This is a genomic window from Methylorubrum suomiense (assembly GCF_022179765.1).
Lineage (GTDB): Bacteria > Pseudomonadota > Alphaproteobacteria > Rhizobiales > Beijerinckiaceae > Methylobacterium > Methylobacterium suomiense.
The window spans coordinates 99,495-117,563 of the sequence record NZ_BPRE01000002.1; the positions used below are offsets into that span (position 1 = coordinate 99,495).

Annotated in this window: 17 protein-coding genes and 4 pseudogenes; 16 read left to right on the forward strand and 5 right to left on the reverse strand. The window is 69.1% G+C overall.

The window, feature by feature from the left end; translation table 11 throughout:
• Positions 1 to 86: 86 nt before the first annotated feature.
• Positions 87 to 454: pseudogene (locus MFF26_RS03765) on the forward strand (antibiotic biosynthesis monooxygenase family protein).
• Between the two features lie 29 nt (positions 455 to 483).
• Positions 484 to 2,160 (forward strand): annotated as a pseudogene (locus MFF26_RS03770) (FAD-dependent monooxygenase).
• Between the two features lie 493 nt (positions 2,161 to 2,653).
• Here MFF26_RS03770 and arsH read toward each other — a convergent pair.
• Positions 2,654 to 3,400 carry an arsenical resistance protein ArsH gene (gene arsH / locus MFF26_RS03775; RefSeq protein ID WP_238307491.1) on the reverse strand — a complete coding sequence of 249 codons (747 nt, stop codon included), beginning with the start codon at positions 3,398 to 3,400 and terminating at the stop codon, positions 2,654 to 2,656.
• 50 nt (positions 3,401 to 3,450) lie between these two features.
• Here arsH and MFF26_RS03780 point away from each other — a divergent pair, with 50 nt between their 5' ends.
• The 13 genes and pseudogenes from MFF26_RS03780 to MFF26_RS03840 all read left to right on the forward strand — a co-directional run bounded on the left by MFF26_RS03780 (position 3,451) and on the right by MFF26_RS03840 (position 14,853).
• Complete coding sequence (locus MFF26_RS03780) at positions 3,451 to 3,810, forward strand: ArsR/SmtB family transcription factor (RefSeq protein ID WP_238307492.1); 360 nt, start codon at positions 3,451 to 3,453, stop codon at positions 3,808 to 3,810.
• Positions 3,803 to 4,240, forward strand: coding sequence for an arsenate reductase (glutaredoxin) (gene arsC / locus MFF26_RS03785; RefSeq protein WP_238307493.1), 438 nt, complete (start codon positions 3,803 to 3,805; stop codon positions 4,238 to 4,240). Before MFF26_RS03780 ends, arsC begins: the two co-directional genes overlap by 8 nt.
• 7 nt (positions 4,241 to 4,247) lie before the next feature.
• On the forward strand, positions 4,248 to 5,315 hold the full coding sequence (arsB, locus tag MFF26_RS03790; protein ID WP_238307494.1) for an ACR3 family arsenite efflux transporter: 1,068 nt from the start codon (positions 4,248 to 4,250) through the stop codon (positions 5,313 to 5,315).
• A pseudogene (locus MFF26_RS03795) lies at positions 5,305 to 6,508 on the forward strand (MFS transporter). Before arsB ends, MFF26_RS03795 begins: the two are co-directional and overlap by 11 nt.
• 77 nt (positions 6,509 to 6,585) lie before the next feature.
• Entirely contained in the window at positions 6,586 to 6,795 is a 210-nt protein-coding gene (locus MFF26_RS03800; protein WP_091950456.1) for a heavy-metal-associated domain-containing protein, read from the forward strand.
• Between the two features lie 92 nt (positions 6,796 to 6,887).
• Entirely contained in the window at positions 6,888 to 7,346 is a 459-nt protein-coding gene (locus MFF26_RS03805) for a hypothetical protein (RefSeq protein WP_238307495.1), read from the forward strand.
• Between the two features lie 85 nt (positions 7,347 to 7,431).
• Positions 7,432 to 9,162, forward strand: coding sequence for an efflux RND transporter periplasmic adaptor subunit (locus MFF26_RS03810; protein ID WP_238307496.1), 1,731 nt, complete (start codon positions 7,432 to 7,434; stop codon positions 9,160 to 9,162).
• Between the two features lie 12 nt (positions 9,163 to 9,174).
• A complete protein-coding gene (locus tag MFF26_RS03815) occupies positions 9,175 to 12,324 on the forward strand; it encodes an efflux RND transporter permease subunit (RefSeq protein WP_238307497.1) in 3,150 nt (1,049 codons plus the stop codon).
• A gap of 21 nt (positions 12,325 to 12,345) precedes the next feature.
• On the forward strand, positions 12,346 to 12,711 hold the full coding sequence (locus MFF26_RS03820) for a hypothetical protein (RefSeq protein WP_238307498.1): 366 nt from the start codon (positions 12,346 to 12,348) through the stop codon (positions 12,709 to 12,711).
• A 23-nt stretch (positions 12,712 to 12,734) separates the two neighbouring features.
• Positions 12,735 to 13,127: a CopM family metallochaperone gene (gene copM / locus MFF26_RS03825; protein WP_238307499.1), complete on the forward strand. Its 393-nt coding sequence runs from the start codon at positions 12,735 to 12,737 to the stop codon at positions 13,125 to 13,127.
• A gap of 81 nt (positions 13,128 to 13,208) precedes the next feature.
• Positions 13,209 to 13,958, forward strand: coding sequence for a glutaredoxin family protein (locus MFF26_RS03830; RefSeq protein ID WP_238307500.1), 750 nt, complete (start codon positions 13,209 to 13,211; stop codon positions 13,956 to 13,958).
• A 90-nt stretch (positions 13,959 to 14,048) separates the two neighbouring features.
• Positions 14,049 to 14,267, forward strand: a complete 219-nt coding sequence (locus MFF26_RS03835) for a hypothetical protein (RefSeq protein WP_238307501.1) — start codon at positions 14,049 to 14,051, stop codon at positions 14,265 to 14,267.
• Positions 14,268 to 14,379: 112 nt separating this feature from the next.
• Positions 14,380 to 14,853 (forward strand): YidB family protein, encoded by a 474-nt coding sequence (locus tag MFF26_RS03840; protein WP_238307502.1) that lies wholly within the window; start codon positions 14,380 to 14,382, stop codon positions 14,851 to 14,853.
• 90 nt (positions 14,854 to 14,943) lie between these two features.
• Here MFF26_RS03840 and MFF26_RS03845 read toward each other — a convergent pair.
• Positions 14,944 to 15,949: pseudogene (locus MFF26_RS03845) on the reverse strand (magnesium and cobalt transport protein CorA).
• A 235-nt stretch (positions 15,950 to 16,184) separates the two neighbouring features.
• Positions 16,185 to 16,889 (reverse strand): sigma-70 family RNA polymerase sigma factor, encoded by a 705-nt coding sequence (locus tag MFF26_RS03850; protein WP_238307503.1) that lies wholly within the window; start codon positions 16,887 to 16,889, stop codon positions 16,185 to 16,187.
• A gap of 77 nt (positions 16,890 to 16,966) precedes the next feature.
• Between MFF26_RS03850 and MFF26_RS03855 the strand changes: the two genes are divergently transcribed.
• The gene (locus tag MFF26_RS03855; protein ID WP_283207388.1) at positions 16,967 to 17,365 is read left to right on the forward strand and encodes an ArsR/SmtB family transcription factor; all 399 of its coding nucleotides are present in this window, start codon (positions 16,967 to 16,969) and stop codon (positions 17,363 to 17,365) included.
• A gap of 34 nt (positions 17,366 to 17,399) precedes the next feature.
• Here MFF26_RS03855 and MFF26_RS03860 read toward each other — a convergent pair whose 3' ends face one another.
• On the reverse strand, positions 17,400 to 17,756 hold the full coding sequence (locus MFF26_RS03860) for an Hpt domain-containing protein (protein ID WP_238307504.1): 357 nt from the start codon (positions 17,754 to 17,756) through the stop codon (positions 17,400 to 17,402).
• Between the two features lie 29 nt (positions 17,757 to 17,785).
• The gene (locus MFF26_RS03865; RefSeq protein ID WP_238307505.1) at positions 17,786 to 18,013 is read right to left on the reverse strand and encodes a hypothetical protein; all 228 of its coding nucleotides are present in this window, start codon (positions 18,011 to 18,013) and stop codon (positions 17,786 to 17,788) included.
• Between the last annotated feature and the right edge of the window lie 56 nt (positions 18,014 to 18,069).

The window sequence follows — 18,069 nt, forward strand, 5'->3', positions numbered from 1 at the left end:
CCTGCTGCGCGAGATGCGGGAACGGATCGAAAGGTCCGAGCCGGCGGCCGCCATCGGAACCCGAACCCAGACGCAAGGAGCCTGACATGCCCAAGTTCATTGAGATGGACCAGACCGTCACCCTGGCGGACCAACTGAAGGACGAGGGCGGCGCGGTCGTCCTGATCAACACCTTCGTGGCCCGGCCCGCCGATGCCGACCGGCTGCTCTCCGCCTGGACGGCCGACGCCGAGGTCATGAAGCGGCAGCCCGGTTCGTATCGACCCAGCTGCACCGCGGCATCGCCGGCAGCGGCGTGTTCCTGAACTACGCCGTCTGGGACAGCGTCTCTGACTTCCGGGCCGCCTTCACCAACCCGGAGTTCCGCGCCCGCCTGTCGGACTACCCCGAGACCGCGACGGTGAGCCCGCACCTGTTCCGGAAGGTCGACGTACCCGGCATCTGCGCGGCGTGAGCCCATCCGTTCTCCAGCCCGAGGCTCCCATGCCATCTGAAGCGACCAATGAGCCCTTCGACGCCGAGGTCATCGTCGTGGGCGCCGGTCCCGTCGGCCTGACCACGGGGTGCGCAATGCGCCACTACGGGGTCGATTGTCTGATCCTGGAGGAGAGGACCGAGGTCCGGGCGTATTCCCGGGCCAACAACCTCTGGGCGCGGCCGCAGGAACTCCTGGCCTCCATCGGGCTGCGCGACGCCATCGCGGAGCGCGCCTACCCGGTCCGGTTGGTGAACTTCTTCATGAACGGCACGCCGACGACGCCGATCCAGATCGACGACGTCACCAGTCCCCACCCGCAGGTCCTTTACAGCGGGCAGGACGTCATCGAGACGACCTTGATCGAAACCTACGAAGGGCGCGGCGGACGGATGCAGCGCGGCGGCAAGGTCGTGGCCGTCGCTTAAGACGGCGATGGCGTGACCGTCACGGTGAGGCGCGGAGACGACGGGCCTGAGGAGCGCCTGCGCTGCCGCTACCTCGTCGCCGCCGACGGCGCCAAGAGCACGGTGCGCGACCGGTTGGGCCTGAGCTTCGAGCCCGAGCGGTTCGAGGGCCGGATGAACCGTCAGGTCAACGCCAAGCTGTCCTGGCGGCGTTCGCTTGAGCCCGACCAGCTCTGGTGCTTCTATTACGAGCGCGGCTTCTGCGGCGTGATGCCGGTCTGGGGCGGCTATCACCGGCTGTTCTTCCTTGCCGACGACACGGGGGTGCCGGACCGCGATCCGACGCTGGACGAGATCCAGGCGGTGGCCCGCGAGGTCACGGGCGACGAGACCCTGACGCTGACCGACCCGCAATGGCTGCCCCACAGCCGCTTCCAGTACGGTGTCTCGCCGGGATACGCTCGCGGCCGGGTGTTCCTGGCCGGCGATGCCGGGCACCTGTCCCTGCCCATCGGCGGCCAGGGCATGAACGCCGGCTTGCATGATGCCGTCGAGATCGCGTGGCGGCTCGCGGCGGTGCTCCGCGGGCAGGCAGCCTCCGTCGTTCTGGAATCCTACGATACCGAGCGTGGCGGCGAGCACGCCAGGCTCAGCGCGCAACAGGCGAAGGGCTTCCGCCGGACTGTCTACCGGGGACCCGTCACGGACGTGGCCCTCGGGCTGGCAGCCAAGGTGGTGCCCGGCATCGGCGCCCTGCTCCAGGGCACGGACGACCTGCAGCAGCTCTCGGTCAGCTATCCGAAGAGCCCGCTCAACGAGGATCATCTCTCGGGGGTGACCCATCTCCTTCGACGCGGACCGGAGGCTGGCGAGCCGGCTCCTGAGGCCGAGGTGACCGCCGACGGCTGGACGACGTCGCTGTTCCCGTTCATCTACAATCCGGACGGCGTGACGACGGGTTGGACCTTGCTGTGCTTCGACGGGCGGTCCCCGGAAGCCGGCGCTTCGCTGCGCGCCGCCATCGAGGCCGTCGCCCCGTGGGGCTGGGTGCGGCCGCGCCTTATCCTGGCGGGCCCCGCCATTGAGGCGGGACGAGTACCTGTGCTGTCGGACCTCGACGGCACGGCGCACGGCGCCTACGGCCTCGAAGGCCAGCCGTCGACTGTCCTCGTCCGGCCCGACGGCCATATCGCCTATCGCGACGCGGCCGACCGGCCGGAGCGCTTGGCTGCGTACTGCCGAAGGATCTTCGCCAGCGCTAGCAAGCCCACGGCCTGATCTCGATGCCGGTGAGGGTCGCGGCCCCGAAGAAGGCGGCGGTACCGCGGAAGGCAGGCGCGAGCGTCGGCAGTTGGAACCGACGAATTCGGTCGACACGCAGCCGGTCCGATCAGGGCTGCCGTTACGGAGCGGCAGCCCTGATTTACTCTAGGTTTATTCGATGCGGAACTTTGGTGTCCGAGATCGCAACACAGGTTCCGCTATCATCATTCGGCTATCAGTAGGCACGGTCAGCCGCAGAAAGGCGGTGATGTTGGTGATCTTGGTCGCAGGGTTCGCTGCACGCGCTGCATCCGCCCCACTAGCGGGCCCCTGAGGACTGCTGCGACTTCTGCGACGTCCGCTTCCTGCGTCGAAGCGGACGATAAAGGCCGTGGTGTCAACGGGCCGCTATGGGTCAGGAGTTAGCATGCCGCTTGTTCTGCTGTGCGCCACAAGCAGGGATTCATCTTCAATCAATCAAGCGTCCGCTTACGGTGCGAGAGCAGACCTACCGCTTCACGAACCCGATGTCGGCGGCGACGCCATTGAGTTGCTCGGGCTCGCGCTCCTTCCGCTCGGAGTAGCGGTCGACGAGGTAATCGGCACGCCCGCGGGTCAGCAGCGTGAACTTCATCAATTCCTCGCAGACGTCCACGACACGGTCGTAGAGCGGCCCGGGCTTCATGCGGCCGGCATCGTCGAACTCCTTGTAAGCCAGCGGCACCGACGACTGGTTCGGGATGGTGATCATCTGCATCCAGCGCCCCAGCACCCGCAGGCTGTTCACGGCGTTGAAGCTCTGCGAACCGCCCGAGACCTGCATGACGGCCAGGGTGAGGCCCTGCGTCGGGCGGACCGAGCCCTCGCTCAGCGGCAGCCAGTCGATCTGGCTCTTCATCACCCCGGTCATGTTGCCGTGCCGCTCGGGGCTGACCCAGACCTGTCCCTCCGACCAGATCGAGAGCTGCCGTAGGTCCCGCACCTTCGGGTGGTCGGCAGTGCCGTCGTCCGGCAGCGGCAGCCCGTCCGCGTTGAAGATGCGGACCTCGCCGCCCATCGCCTCCAGCAGTCGCGCGGTCTCGTAGGCAAGGAACCGGCTGAACGACCGCTCCCGGAGCGACCCGTAGAGCACGAGGAACTGAGGCGCATGGTCGAGCGGTGTCGGCGTCGCCATCTGCTCCTCGGTCGGCACCTCGAAATGCGCCTCGGAGAGGTTCGGCATCCCGTCAGCGAACGGCTGCTGAGGCTTGTCCAATGCGCTTCTTTCCTCTACGTTTCAACGATAGTTGATATGTAGGTCATTCGATGGACGAACGGCAAGCCCTCGCCGCCTTCGCCGCCCTCGGCCAGGAGCATCGGCTCCGGGTCGTGCGCGCCCTGGTCACCGCCGGCCCGGACGGGCTCGCCGCCGGCGTCCTCGCCGAGACGGTGAACGTCGCCGGCAACAACCTGTCCTTCCACCTTAAGGAGCTCTCCCACGCCGGGCTGATCACATCCCGGCGCGAGGGCAAGTCAGTCATCTACAGCGCCGCCTACGCCGGCCTGTCCGACCTCGTCCAGTTCCTCATGCGCGACTGCTGCCAGGGCCACCCGGAGGTCTGCGCCCCAGCGGTCGGCGCACTCGCCGCCTGCGATTGCACCACCGAAGAAACCGCCCATGCCTGAGCCGTTCGATGTCGTGATCTACCACAACCCGGAGTGCGGCACGTCCCGCAACACGCTCGCGATGATCCGCAACGCCGGGGTCGAGCCGCACGTGGTTGAGTACCTCAAGACCCCGCCGAGCTGGGCGCTCCTCAAGCAACTGCTCGCCCGCGCTGGGCTCTCGGTCCAGGACGCGCTGCGCGAGAAGGGCACGCCCTATGGCGAGCTCGGGCTCGGCGACCCGGCGCTCACCGACGAGCAGTTGCTCGACGCCATCGAGGTCCATCCGATCCTGCTGAACCGCCCGCTCGTGGTCAGCCCGAAGGGCGTGCGCCTCTGCCGTCCCTCCGAGGCGGTGCTCGACCTCCTGCCGGACCAGCAGGGGGAGTTCGTGAAGGAGGACGGCGAGCGTGTCGTCGACGAGCGCGGCCGCCGCGTCGCCACCGCCTGAGAACACCATGAGCACCTTCGAACGCTACCTGACCCTCTGGGTCGCCCTCTGCATCCTGGCCGGCATCGCGCTCGGCCACGTCATGCCGGGCTTCTTCCACGCCGTCGGCGACGCCGAGGTCGCCAAGGTGAACCTGCCGGTGGCCGCCCTGATCTGGCTCATGGTTATCCCCATGCTGCTCAAGATCGACTTCGCCTCGCTGCGCCACGTCGGCCGGCACTGGCGCGGCATCGGCGTGACGCTGTTCATCAACTGGGCGGTGAAGCCGTTCTCGATGGCGCTGCTGGGCTGGCTGTTCATCGGGTACCTGTTCAGACCCTACCTGCCCGCCGACCAAGTCGACAGCTACATCGCCGGGCTCATCATCCTGGCGGCAGCGCCCTGCACCGCGATGGTGTTCGTCTGGTCGAACCTGACGAAGGGCGAGCCACACTTCACCCTGAGCCAGGTGGCGCTCAACGACACCATCATGGTGGTGGCCTTCGCCCCAATCGTCGGCCTGCTGCTCGGGCTCTCGGCGATCACGGTGCCCTGGGGCACGCTGGTGCTGTCGGTGATCCTCTACATCGTAATCCCGGTTGTGATCGCGCAGGTGGTTCGCCGAAGCGTGCTGGCCACCGGCGGCCAAGCCTCCCTCGACCGGCTGCTCGGCAAGCTTGGGCCGGTGTCGCTCGTCGCCCTCCTGGCCACCCTCGTGCTGCTGTTCGGCTTCCAGGGCGAGCAGATCCTGGCGCAGCCGGCGGTCATCGGCCTGCTGGCGGTACCCATCCTCATCCAGGTCTACCTGAACTCGGGATTGGCCTACCTCCTGAACCGCGCCGCGGGCGAGCAGCACTGCGTAGCCGGCCCCTCGGCGCTGATCGGCGCTTCCAACTTCTTCGAGCTCGCGGTGGCCGCCGCCATCAGCCTGTTCGGCTTCAACTCGGGCGCGGCGCTCGCCACCGTGGTCGGCGTGCTCATCGAGGTGCCGGTTATGTTGTCGGTGGTGTGGATCGTGAACCGCTCGCAGGGTTGGTACGAGCGTGGGGCGGCAGGCAAGGGAGCGGCGCTCAAGCCCGCCTCCCGTGAGGTCTGAGGCCCGCAGCCGCCTCGTCGTCATTTCCGCCCTGGGCGTGGTGGAGATCCTCGCCTGGGGCTCGTCCTTCTACCTGCCAGCGGTGCTCGCCGGGCCCATCGCGGCGGATACCGGATGGCCCCTGGCCTGGGTGGTCGGCGGCCTGTCCATCGGCTTGCTGGTGGCGGCCTTGGCCTCGCCCCGGGTCGGAATCGCCATCCACCGGCACGGGGGTCGCCCGGTCCTGGCATGCGCTGCCCTGCTGCTGGCGGCGGGCCACGTCGTGCTCGGCCTGGCGCCGAGCCTGCCGGTGTTCCTCGCCGGTTGGCTTCTCCTCGGCCTTGGCATGGGCTGCGGCCTCTACGATCCCGCCTTCGCCACCCTCGGCCGGCTCTACGGCGCCGAGGCACGTCCGGCCATCACCACCCTGACGCTCTGGGGCGGGTTCGCTAGCACCGTCTGCTGGCCGCTCTCGGCCGCCCTCGTGGAGCAGGTCGGCTGGCGCCACGCCTGCGTCGCCTATGCCGGGTTGCACCTCGTCGTGACCCTGCCACTGGTACTGGGCCTGATCCCGAAGGCACCTGCCCGGAAGCCCGCAACAGGTGAGGAGCACCACGCGGACGGTCCTCTGACATCCCGCGAACGCCGGGCCTACCGGCTGATGGCCAGCGTGCTCGTGCTGGGCGGCACCGTGATGACGCTGGTCTCGGTGCACCTGATCGCTCTGCTGCAGGCCCGTGGCGTCGCGCTGGCCGCGGCCGTCTCCTATGGCGCGCTGATCGGGCCGGCCCAGGTCGGGGCCCGCATCGTCGAGATGGCGAACAAGGGCCGGCACCACCCGCTCTGGACCCTGACCGTGGCCATGGCGCTGGTGGTCCTGGGGCTGGTCATCTTGGCGGCGGGCGTGCCGGCGGTCGGCCTCGCCCTGGTGCTCTACGGCGCGGGCAACGGGATCTACTCCATCGCCCGGGGCACGGTGCCGCTGGCCCTGTTCGGCCCGGTCCGCTACCCGGTTCTTGTGGGGGCGCCTGGCCCGGCCGGGCCTGATCGCACAGGCCGTGGCACCCTCCCTTGGAGCGGTGGCGCTTACCTACGGCGGCGCCGACGCCGCCTACGGCCTGCTGGCGGCGCTCGCGCTGTTGAACCTGGGGCTGGCAATAGCCTTGTGGGGCGCACGGCCGAACGCCGTCGAAGGGAGCGGCGGGCTTAGCTGAGCGGAGCCTAAGTGGCCCTTGACCTTCCCATCATGGAAAACCCCATCTGGGTGAGACGTTACCCATGGGAGAGCGCCATGCAACGCTTCAAGTCCGAGAAGATGGGCTGCGGTGGCTGCGCCAAGTTGGTGACCCGCGCCGTCCAGGACATCGAGCCGAACGCCCGGGTCGAGGTCGACCTCGGTGCGAAGCTCGTCACGGTGGCGGGTGCGACCGTCCCGGACGACCAGATCGCCCAGGCTATCGCGAATGCCGGCTTCCCCGCCGCGCCGTTGGCCGCGGCCTGAACCGGAACGGCGGCAACCATAAGCCTCGATCCGGCATTCTCGTCCCACCCGTGGGCATAGTCCCGCCACCCGAAACGGTGTAAGCCAGACCCATGTGCCTCGACCGGCAAATCGCGCGCCTGATGGCGGCGATGATCCTCGCGATCATCGCCTACGTCGCGCCGTCCGCCGTTCAGGCTCACGAGGGCCACTCGCACCACGGCCACCACGTGGCCGCGCCCCAGCACAAGGCCGTCCCCGCGACGACCGATGCGGCGGTGACTACCCCCGCCAAGCCGGCGATCCGGTCCGAGGCCCCGACCTTGTCCAAGGTCGCGCTCCCGGCTATCGCGCCGGCGCGCATCGAACCCGTACAGGACGATTGCTGCCGGCCCGGTTGCCAAACCCGCTGCTGCGGGACGATGGCCTGCTGCGCTACCGGCGTCCTATCCGGATCCTCGGTCCTATCCCCGTCGCTGTTCCGGACCGTCACGCTGATCCCGCGCGACGTCGTCGGCCGCTCGGGCGCCGGCCCCGAGGCCCTGCCCAAGCCCCCACGAACCCTCGCGTGAAGTAGGGCGCGCCCGAGGCGCGCGACGCCCGGATTGCGCCCGCGAACGGCGCCGTCCGGACTTCCCGACGCGAGGATTCCCTTTCATGCCGATCCGTCTTGCCGCCGCCTTTGGCGCGGTGGCGCTGCTTGCCGCCGTCCTGGCGGGGCCCGTGCGCGCCCACGAGGGGCACGACCACGGCGCCGCCCCGCCGCCCGTCTCGAAGACCATCGCCCCTCGCGGCGAGGCGCTCTCTGATGCCTTCGAGCTCGTCGCCATCCCGCGCGACGGCACCCTGACGCTGTTCCTCGACCGCTTCCGGACGAACGAGCCGGTGCCCGGCGCGACCATCGAGGTCGAGACGCCGGATGGCCCCAAGGTAGCGACCGCCACGGCCGACGGCGGCTACGCGCTATCGGCCCCGTGGCTGTCGAAGCCGGGCCGCCACGAGCTCGTCGCGACCGTCACCGCGGGCGACGCCGTGGACGTGCTCACCCTCGCGGTCACCGTGCCCGACCCGAAGGTTTCCGCGGCGGCCACCGCCAAGCCGGCTCCGGCGAAGGCGGCCCTGGCGCGGGTGTCCGAGGTCGCCCACGGCGTCACGGATCGCCTGAGCGCCAAGGACCCGACCCTCGTGGCCGCGGTCGCCGTCGCCTTCCTGCTCGGCGTCCTCGTGACGGCGCTCGCCCGCGGACGCCGGGCCGCTCCGGTCCTGGCCGTGGTCGCCATCGGCATCACCCTCGTCCTCGGCACCGCCGCCTTCGCGCATGGCGACGAGGACCATGGCGCGCCCGTGCAGGGGGCGGCGCTGATCGAGCCCCGGGGCCCGGGCTCCTCCGACCTCGCGCAGCGCCTGCCTGACGGCTCCGTCTTCGTGCCGAAGCCCACGCAGCGGCTCCTCGTCCTGCGCACCACCATGACCGAGCAGGGCAGCTTCCACCGTTCGGTCGAGCTCCCGGGCCGCATCATCCCGGACCCGAACGCCAGCGGCGTCGTGCAGTCCTCGGTCGGCGGTCGGCTCTCGCCCCCGCCCTCCGGGCTGTTCCCCCGCCTCGGCACCAAGGTGCGCAAGGGCGACGTGCTCGCCACCGTGACCCCGCCGGTTCAGGCCATCGACGTCTCCGACATGCGCCAGCGCCAGGGCGAACTCGATCAGCAAATCGCCATCGTCGAGCGCCGGGTCGAGCGCTTCAAGCGCCTCGCCATCTCGGGCGCTGTCGCCCGGACCCAGCTCGACGACGCCCAGGCCGAGCTAGACGGCCTGCACGACCGCCGCGCCGCCCTCGACAAGATCAGGCAACAGCCCGAGACCCTCGTCTCGCCGGTGGACGGGGTCGTGGCGCAGGCCACCGCGGTCGCCGGCCAGATGGCGGCGCCCGGCGCCATGGTCTTCCAGATCGTCGACCCGAACCGACTTTGGGTCGAGGCGCTGAGCTTCGACGCCCTGACCGCGGCGCAGGACGCTACGGCGCGGCTCGCCGACGGACGCACCCTGAGGCTCGCCTACCAGGGCACGGGCCTCGCCGACCGCAACCAGGCCATCCCGGTCCAGTTCGCGGTGCAGGGCGACGCCACCGGCCTGCGGGTCGGGCAATTCGTGACCGTGCTGGCCGGAACCGACACCGAGCAGTCCGGCTTGGCGCTGCCGCGCGCCGCCGTCGTGCGCGCCGGCAACGGGCAGGACGTCGTCTACGAGCACACCACCGCCGAGCGCTTCGAGGCCCGGCCGGTGCGGGTCGAGCCGCTCGACGGCGGCCGCGTGCTGGTCGCCGAGGGGATCGGACCTGGAAAGCGGGTGGTGACCCAGGGCGCCGAACTCCTCGACCAGGTTCGCTGAGAAGACCGCCCGATGTTCACCTTCCTCGTCAGCCAGTCGGTCCGCAACCGCCTGCTCGTCCTCGCGATGGCCACGGTGCTAGTGCTCTTCGGCGCCTTCACCGCGACCAAGCTGCCCGTCGACGTCTTCCCCGACCTCAACAAACCCACCGTCACCATCATGACGGAGGCGGAGGGCTACGCCCCCCAGGAGGTCGAGCAGCTCGTCACCTATCCCATCGAGACCCGGATGAACGGGTTGCCGGGGGTGACCCGGGTGCGCTCGGTCTCGGGCATCGGCCTGTCGGTCACCTACGTCGAGTTCGACTGGGGCACCGATATCTACCGCAACCGCCAGCAGGTCGCCGAGCGCCTCGCCATGGTGCAGGACCAGCTGCCGCGGGGCGTCACCCCGGTGATGGGGCCCGTCTCGTCCATCATGGGGCAGATCCTGCTGGTGGCGGTCACCGGCGAGGCCGCGACCCCCATGCAAGTCCGCGAGGTCGCCGACTTCACCATTAGGCCGCGGCTCCTGACCATCCCGGGCGTGGCGCAGGTCATCCCCATCGGCGGCGAGGTGCGCCAGTTCCGGGTCAGCCCGAACCCGGCCGCCATGCGCTCGCTCGGGGTGACGAACGCCCAGCTTGAGACGGCGCTCGCCCAGTTCGGCACCAATGCCGGCGGCGGCTTCACCGACCAGCATTCCCGCGAGTACCTCATCCGCAGCATCGGCCGGACCATGAGCCTCGACGACCTGCGCAACCTCGTGGTCGCCACGGTCGCCGATACGCCGGTCCACCTGCGCCAAGTCGCCGAGGTGTCCTTCGGCGCGAAGGTCAAACGCGGAGACGCCGGCTACACGGCCAAGCCCGCGGTCATCGTCTCGGTCGAGAAGCAGCCCGACGTCGACACGGTGCGGCTGACCCGCAGCATCGAGACCGCCCTGAGGGAGATGTCGCCGACCCTGCCGGCCGGCATCCGGGCCGACCAGGTCCTGTTCCGGCAGGCCGACTTCATCGAGACCTCGATCCGCAACGTCGAGCGCGTCCTAGTCGAGGCCGTGCTGGTGGTGGCGGTGGTGCTGTTCGCCTTCCTGCTGAACGTGCGCACCACCGCGATCTCGCTACTCGCCATCCCGGTGTCGATCCTGACCACCGCAGTGGTGTTCCACCTGTTCGGGCTGTCGATCAACACGATGACGCTAGGCGGGATCGCCATCGCTATCGGCGAACTCGTCGACGACGCCGTGGTCGACGTCGAGAACATCTACCGGCGCCTCGGCGAAAACCGGCGGGAGGGCAACCCCAAGGGCGTGTTCCAGGTGGTGGTCGAGGCCTCGAACGAGGTGCGCTCCGGCATCGTCTACGCGACGCTCATCATCATCCTGGTGTTCGTGCCGCTGTTCGCACTCTCGGGCATCGAGGGCCGGCTCTTCGCCCCCCTTGGGCAGGCCTACATCATTTCGATCCTGGCGAGCCTGCTGACATCCATCACCCTGACGCCTGTCCAGGCGTCCCTGCTGCTGCCGGGCCTGAGGAACCTGGAGGAGCACGACAGCCGCCTCCTCAAGCTGCTCAAGCGCGGCAACGCCGCCCTGCTCCGGGTCGCCTTTCGGCACCAGGGCCTACTCGTCGGCAGCGTCGCGGTGGCGGTGGTGGCCGCGGGCGTCGCCGCCTGGAACCTGCCGCGGGCCTTCCTGCCGCCGTTCAACGAGGGCTCGTTCACGGTCAACATGACCTTCAACCCGGGCATCTCGCTCGGCGAGAGCAACCGGGTCGGGCTGATCGCCGAGAAGCTGCTCTTGGACATCCCGGGCGTGAAGGCGGTCGGCCGCCGCACCGGACGGGCCGAACTCGACGAGCACGCGGAGGGTGTTCACTCCTCGGAGATCGAGGTGGCGCTCGACGAAGACCAGAAGCGCCCGAAGGAGGCGCTCGTCGCCGACATGCGCGGGCGCCTCGCGTCCCTGCCGCTGGCGGTGAACGTCGGCCAGCCCATCTCGCACCGGCTCGACCACATGCTGTCCGGCGTGCGGGCGGAGATCGCGCTCAAGGTGTTCGGCGAGGATCTCGACGCCCTGCGCCGGGTCGCCAACTCCCTGCGCGACCGGATGGCCGCGATTCCGGGTCTCGTCGACCTGCAGGTCGAGCGGCAGGTGCGCATCCCGCAGCTTGAGGTGCGCGTCGACTACACCCGGGCCGCCCTCTACGGCGTGCAGCCGGCCGCGGTCGTCGAGCAGATCAGCCGCCTATCGAACGGACGGGTGGTCTCGACGGTCGTTGACGGCGTGCGCCGCTTCGACGTGGTCCTGCGCCTCTCCGAGAACCACCGGACGACCACGGGGCTGGGCGACCTGCTGCTGGAGACGCCCTCGGGCTGGGTGCCGGCGAAGCAGGTGGCCGACATCCGCGAGACGGACGGGCCGAACCAGATCCTGCGCGAGAACGCCCGCCGCCGCATCGTGGTGCAGGCCAACACCGACGGCGCGAGCGACATGGCGACCGTGGTGGCGGCCATCCGCGAGGCCTTGGCGAAGGAGCCGCTTCCGCCCGGCTTCTTCACCAGCCTGGAGGGCACCTTCCAGGCGCAGGAGGAGGCGAGCCGGACCATCGCGGCGCTGTCCGCGCTGTCCTTGGCGCTGATCTTCGCTGTCCTGTTCAGCCGCTATCGGTCGGCCGCCCTCGCGCTGATCATCATCGGCAACGTGCCGCTGGCGTTGATCGGGTCGGTCGCTGCGCTGCGGCTCGTCGGGCAGCCGCTCTCGGTGGCGTCGATGATCGGCTTTATCACGCTGACCGGCATCGCCGCCCGCAACGGCATCCTCAAGATCAGCCACTACCTGAACCTGTCGCTGCACGAGGGCGTGCCGTTCGGGCCGGACCTCGTGGTGTGCGGCAGCCTGGAGCGGCTGACCCCGGTGCTGATGACGGCCCTGTCGGCCGGCGTGGCCCTGGTGCCGCTGCTCTACGACGCCGCGAGCCCCGGCAAGGAGATCCTGCACCCGGTCGCGGTGACGATCTTCGGCGGCCTCGTCAGCGCAACCCTGCTCGACACCTTCCTGACCCCCGTCCTGTTCCTGCGCTTCGGACGCAAGCCGCTGGAGCGGTTGCGCGCCCTCCACGCCGAGGCGCCGGCGAAACCATCCCCGGACGGCGCGCGCCCGCGCCCGGCCGAGGCCTACTGACCCACAAGAGGAGACGAGAGCGTGATCCTACTCAGAGTGACCCTGGTCGCCGGCCTGCTCGCCGCGACGACCGTGTGCGCCCACGAGACCTCCGGCCAGCACGGCGGCCGGGTGGCGGACGCCGGCAAGTTCCACGTCGAGCTCGTCGCCAAGGGCGACACCGTCGACGTGTTCCTGTCCGACGAGGGCCAGAAGCCGGTCCCGGCCGCCGGCTACAAGGGCACTGCCATCCTCGTCGTCGGCGGCAAGCCGGCCCGCGTGACGCTGGAGCCGGCCGACGGCAACCGCCTCACCGGCAAGGCCGCGACCGCCCTCGGCGCGAGCCCGAAGGGCGCCGTGCAGCTCACCAGCCCCGACGGCGCGACCGCCAGCGGCAAGTTCAACTGACCCCCATCGAGCGAGGAAGACCCATGACCCACCTCCGCACCCTCTCCGTCGTCGCCCTGCTGTCGGCCGGCTTCGCCGGTCCTACGGTCGCGCAGGGCATGCACGACCACGGCTCAATGTCCGGCAAGGAGACAGTCTCGATGAAGCCGGCCCCGAAGGACAACGCCTCGACCAAGGACTTCAAGGCCGCCGACATGGCGATGATGAAGGATATGGATGTCCCCTACACCGGCAACCCGGACGTCGACTTCCGCACGCACATGATCCCGCACCACAAGGGCGCGGTGGCGATGTCCAAGGTGGCGCTCAAGCACGCCAAGGACCCGGCCACCAAGGCGATGGCTCAAATGATCATCGACGATCAGGAGAAGGAGATCTCCGAGATGGAGGCCTGGCTGAAGCAGCACGGCAAGTAGCGGAAACGCCGGATCGGGGCGGCCCTTCGGTGGCTCCGGTCCGCCCCCCCCCCGTCACCCGAGATCAGGCAGAAGAGCACGATGCCCGAAGCCACCGTCCGCAAGGCCGCCCTCTATCGGATGGCCACCCCCGAACACACCTGCCCTTACGGGCTCAAGGCCAAGGACCTGCTCGAACGTAAGGGCTTCCAGGTCGATGACCACCTCCTGACCACGCGGGAGGAGACCGACCGCTTCAAGGCCGAGCATCAAGTCAGGACCACGCCGCAGACCTTCATCAACGGCGAGCGGGTCGGGGGCTTCGACGACCTCAGGCGCCACTTCGGCGAGGCCGCCAACGACCCGAACGCGACGACCTACATGCCCGTCGTCGCAGTGTTCTCGATGACCGCGCTGATGGCCCTGGCGGCGAGCCAGGCCGTCTACGGAACGCCGCTCACGATGCGCGCCGCCGAATGGTTCATCGCCTTCAGCATGTGCGTGCTCGCCCTCCTGAAGCTGCAAGACGTCGAGAGCTTCTCCTCGATGTTCCTTGGCTACGACCTGCTCGGGCAGCGGTGGGTGCGCTACGCCTACGCCTACCCGTTCCTGGAGGGCGTCGCCGGCGTCCTGATGGTGGCGGGCGCCCTGAACTGGATCTCGATCCCGGTGGCCCTGTTCATCGGTACGGTCGGGGCGGTCTCGGTGTTCAAGGCGGTCTACGTCGACAAGCGGGACATCAAGTGCGCCTGCGTTGGCGGGTCGAGCAAGGTGCCGCTCGGCTTCGTCTCGCTGACCGAGAATCTTATGATGGTTGCCATGGCCGTTTGGATGCTGGCGGTGCACCACTGAGCGACCGACGGCACCGCGGCTTGACCCTCCCACGATGGGAATCCCTATCGAAAGCGAGACCGACGGGTTCGTCGGGTAAGGAGGGGGTTCATGAAGCGGATCGTACTGGCCTCGGCCGCCCTGCTGCTGCTGGCGGCGTCCCCCGCTATGGCGATGTCGTGTTGCGGCGGCGGCAAGGGCAAGGGTGCCATGATGTGCGGCAAGGCCGGGCCGAAGGGCGGCATTGGCATGAACCACGGCGCCATGAAGGGGAAGAAGGGCAGATGCTGCTGCGAGGGCATGTCCATGAACATGACCAAGCGCGGCTGAGGTCGGGCATCATGACGGCTTTTCTTGTGCATCAACTCGGCGCACGAGCGCGTTCGTAGGGTTCGAACTCAAGCGGACGGGCTCCACCCCGCCCGCAAGCGGGAGACGAACCATGAGTGACGGCTACCCCTCGATGACGGCCCTGCTCGGCCTCCTCGCCCTCGCCGGCTACCAGAACCGGGACAAGCTTGCCGAACTGCTCGGGGGCGCTGGCCAATCGGCCCCTTCACCCACCGGTCCCGGTGCGGCGTCCAATGCCTCCGGTGGCGGGTTGGGAGGCCTTCTCGGCGGTCTGCTGGGCAACCGGCGGGACCAAGCCCCTGGCGGCTTCCTGCACAGCGGTTTGGGCGAAATGCTCGATCGCTTCCAGCAGGCCGGCCACGGGGCGGCCGCGCAGTCCTGGGTCGCTCAGGGGCCGAACCAGGAGCTACCGCCGCAGCACCTTGAGCAGGCCATCGGGTCCGACGTTCTCTCGACCCTTACGCAGCGCACGGGATTGTCCCGCGAGGAGCTCCTGTCACGGTTGTCGCGCGAGCTTCCCCAGGCGGTCGACCGCTACACGCCGGACGGTCGGATGCCGGCCTAGCCGGCGCTGTCCCCCCGGGGCATCGACCCATAGGACCGCGCCGACGTGTCGTCTTTTCGGCGCGGCGTCTCTCGACCTTCGGGACGGCGGTCAGAGCCATCCGCTCTTGCGGAAGCGCCAATACAGGATCGCGCAGGCGGAAAAGATGATGCCCAGGACCATGAAGTAGCCGTAGCGCCACTTCAGCTCCGGCATGTGCTCGAAGTTCATGCCGTAGATGCCGGCAATAGCCGTCGGCACCGCGAGGATGGCCGCCCAGGCGGCGAGCCGGCGCGTGATCACGGTTTGCTGCGCCTGTCCCAGCTGCAGGCTCGCCTCGAAGGCGAAGGCCAGCACCTCGCGCATTGCGTCGATCTCGTCTTGCACCCCGCGCAGGTGGTCGGAAACGTCCCGGAACAGGGGCTGCATCTCATCGTCGATGGCGACGAGGTCGCCGTGCTCCAGCTTGCGGCAGACCTCGACCAGCGGCACCACGGCCGAGCGCAGGCGCAGGAGGTCGCGGCGCAGTTGGTAAAGCCGCTCGACCTCGGCGGCCATCAGCTCGCGCTTGAGGATGCGGTCCTCGAGGCCTCGACCTCCGCCAGGACCGACTCCATCACCGGCGCGTAGTTGTCGACGATGAAGTCGAGCACCGTGTGCAGGATGAAGTCCTCGCCGTGCGCGAGAAGCTTGGGGCAGGCCTCGGCTTTCTCGCGGGCCGGCGCGTAGGAGACCGACGCGCCGTGGCGGACCGTCACCACGAACCCCCGCCCGACGAAGACCTGCGTCTCGCCGAGCGCGATCCGCCCCTGGACGAGCTGGGCGGTGCGGGCGACACGAACAGGCAATCGCCATAGCGTTCGAGCTTCGGTCGCTGGTGCGCGTTCCGCGCGTCCTCGATGGCGAGCGGGTGCAGGCCGAACTGGTCTTGGATTTCCGACAGCAACTCCGCCGAGGGCTCGTAGAGGCCGATCCAAACGAGATGTCCGTCCTTGTCGGCCCAGTCGCCTGCCTGGCCGATCCCCACGTCCGCGACGTGCTTGCCGTCCGCGTAGGCGGCCGCCATCACGACCCCCGGCGTCTTCGGCTCGGGGGGCACGCTGTTTCTGGAAAGCATCGTCCACTCCCCGGACCGCCACCTTCGATGTTTGACGGTCATCACCAATCAAATGTAGTGCCGGGCGCTCTGGGGTAGTCAGGCCTCGGGTTGTGTCGCAACGGGCACCGCGCGTGTTGCCGTGGGACAACATGGACATAACGCTTGCGCTATCCTCCCGTCGTCGTACCTGCCGCCCTGATAGCCCTGGCATGCCGTCTCGGGCTATTTGGCGACCGCGCCTGATCCGCCGCGCCTAAACCCGTTGGGGCAACCGCATCGACGCGGCGGGGTCGAGGCAATCGACGAGAAAGCTCCTCGCCCGGCTGACCCGACTCTTCACCGTGCCGACCTGGCAACCGAGTCGGGCGGCGGCCTCCTCGTAGGTGAAGCCTTCTGCCCCCACGAGTAGCAGCGCCTGGCGTTGCGGGAGCGGCAGCGTCCCGATCAAGTCCATCACGGCCCCGAGCGCCACGACGTGGTCCTGGTCCGGCGCCGCCGTAAGTGTCGCAGCGTGCGCGCCCTCGGCATCCTCGACCTCGCGCTTGGCCTTGCGCATCTCGGTGTAGAACTGATTGCGCAGGATCGTGAAGGTCCACGCGATGAAGTTGGTGCCGGGTACGAACCGGGTCCTGTTGGCCCAGGCCTTGATCAGCGTCTCCTGCACCAGATCGTCCGCGCGAGCCCCGTTCGCGCACAGCGACATGGCGAAGGTCCGCAACGACGGCAGGGCTCGGATGAGGTCGTCCCGGAAGGTTTCGGCGACCCGTTCACCGTTCGCCGCCAGGGCCGCCTCGAACCGTTCGACCAAGGCCGAGAGCTTGTCCGGCAAAGGCATCTGCTCCGCGAGGACGAAGTAGTCCCGCAAAGAAGTTGCGAGATGACCGGCGATGTCCGCCTTTCCGCATCCCTCGGCGTTCGCAGCGCCCGTCGGCTTGGCGGCGGGTAAGGTATCGTTCACTGTCGGCTCCTCCCCTTAACGGCAAAGCTTCCTTAGAAAGCTGTTAGTTTCGATGGCTATCGAAAAGCGGCGACGTAATGAACGATGACGCCGCCCTCTCCGTGTTGGTCGCGCTGGCTCAGGAGACCCGTTTGGCAGTGCTCCTTACGCTGCTTCGACACCTGCCCGACGGGGTGTCCGCAGGACGTCTCGCAGAGGCCGTCGGATGCGCGCCCTCGACGTTGTCCTTCCACGTCCAGCACTTGGCGGGTGCGGGGCTCGTCCGCTCGTACTGGCAGGCGCAATCGGTCATCTACTTCGCGGTACCGGACGCCATCGGCGGCCTGACCAATTTCCTCACGCGCGAGTGCTGCCAAGGCCGCCCGAAACGTTGCGGGCTCCCACCGGTCGAACGGACGACGCAGGACCAGCTATGCTGCGGAACGGCTGCACCAGACCATCCATCGCCCCTGGCTACGGTCGGGAAAACCGGCTGATCCGGTCGTCGACCTCGACCCGAGGCACGGGACCTCAGTCGTTCGGGCACTTGCCACATCCGTCGAGCATGTCGACGATGGCGAGCGCCGAAGCGATGGCCTCCCGCAACCGTGCCAGGTCCTCGGCCGGCACCTCGCCGCGCGACCCGGCCGCGTCGACGGCGTCACAAGCGCGGGCCAGCCGGTCGAAGCCCATCAATCCAGCCTCCGATTTCAGGCGATGGACCAGGGCCAGACCGGCCGGTGCCGCGAACTCGGCCTCGGGCATGTCGCGCAAAGTCGCCAAGCTCCCGCCCAGCAGATCCAGCATCTCCGCGGCCCGTACGGCCCCGAGAAGCCTCGCCACCTGCTCGTGTGTCGCGTGGTCGAGGTCGGCAACCGTGTTCTGCATCGGGTCCTCGCGGCGGTTCGGTCTCGCGTTCAACGCCCGGCGAAGGGCGATGCCAGCACCACCCGCACCGACCGGGCCGGGTCCGCGGCGGGCATCGTCGGGTGGGCGATGGTACGCCCCGGGACGGCCTCCACGCCGAAGGGGGCTGAGATGACCGCCAGCGTCGGCAGGTTGCCGGGGAGCGGAGAAGGGACGGGGCGCAGGCCGACGCCAAGGGCGGCGGCGGCGAGGGCGGAAGGGATCAAGAGGTGCGTCATGTCGATCGGGCCTGGATGGGATGACCCGTTAGGCCACGGCCCGTCATGGGCGTCAT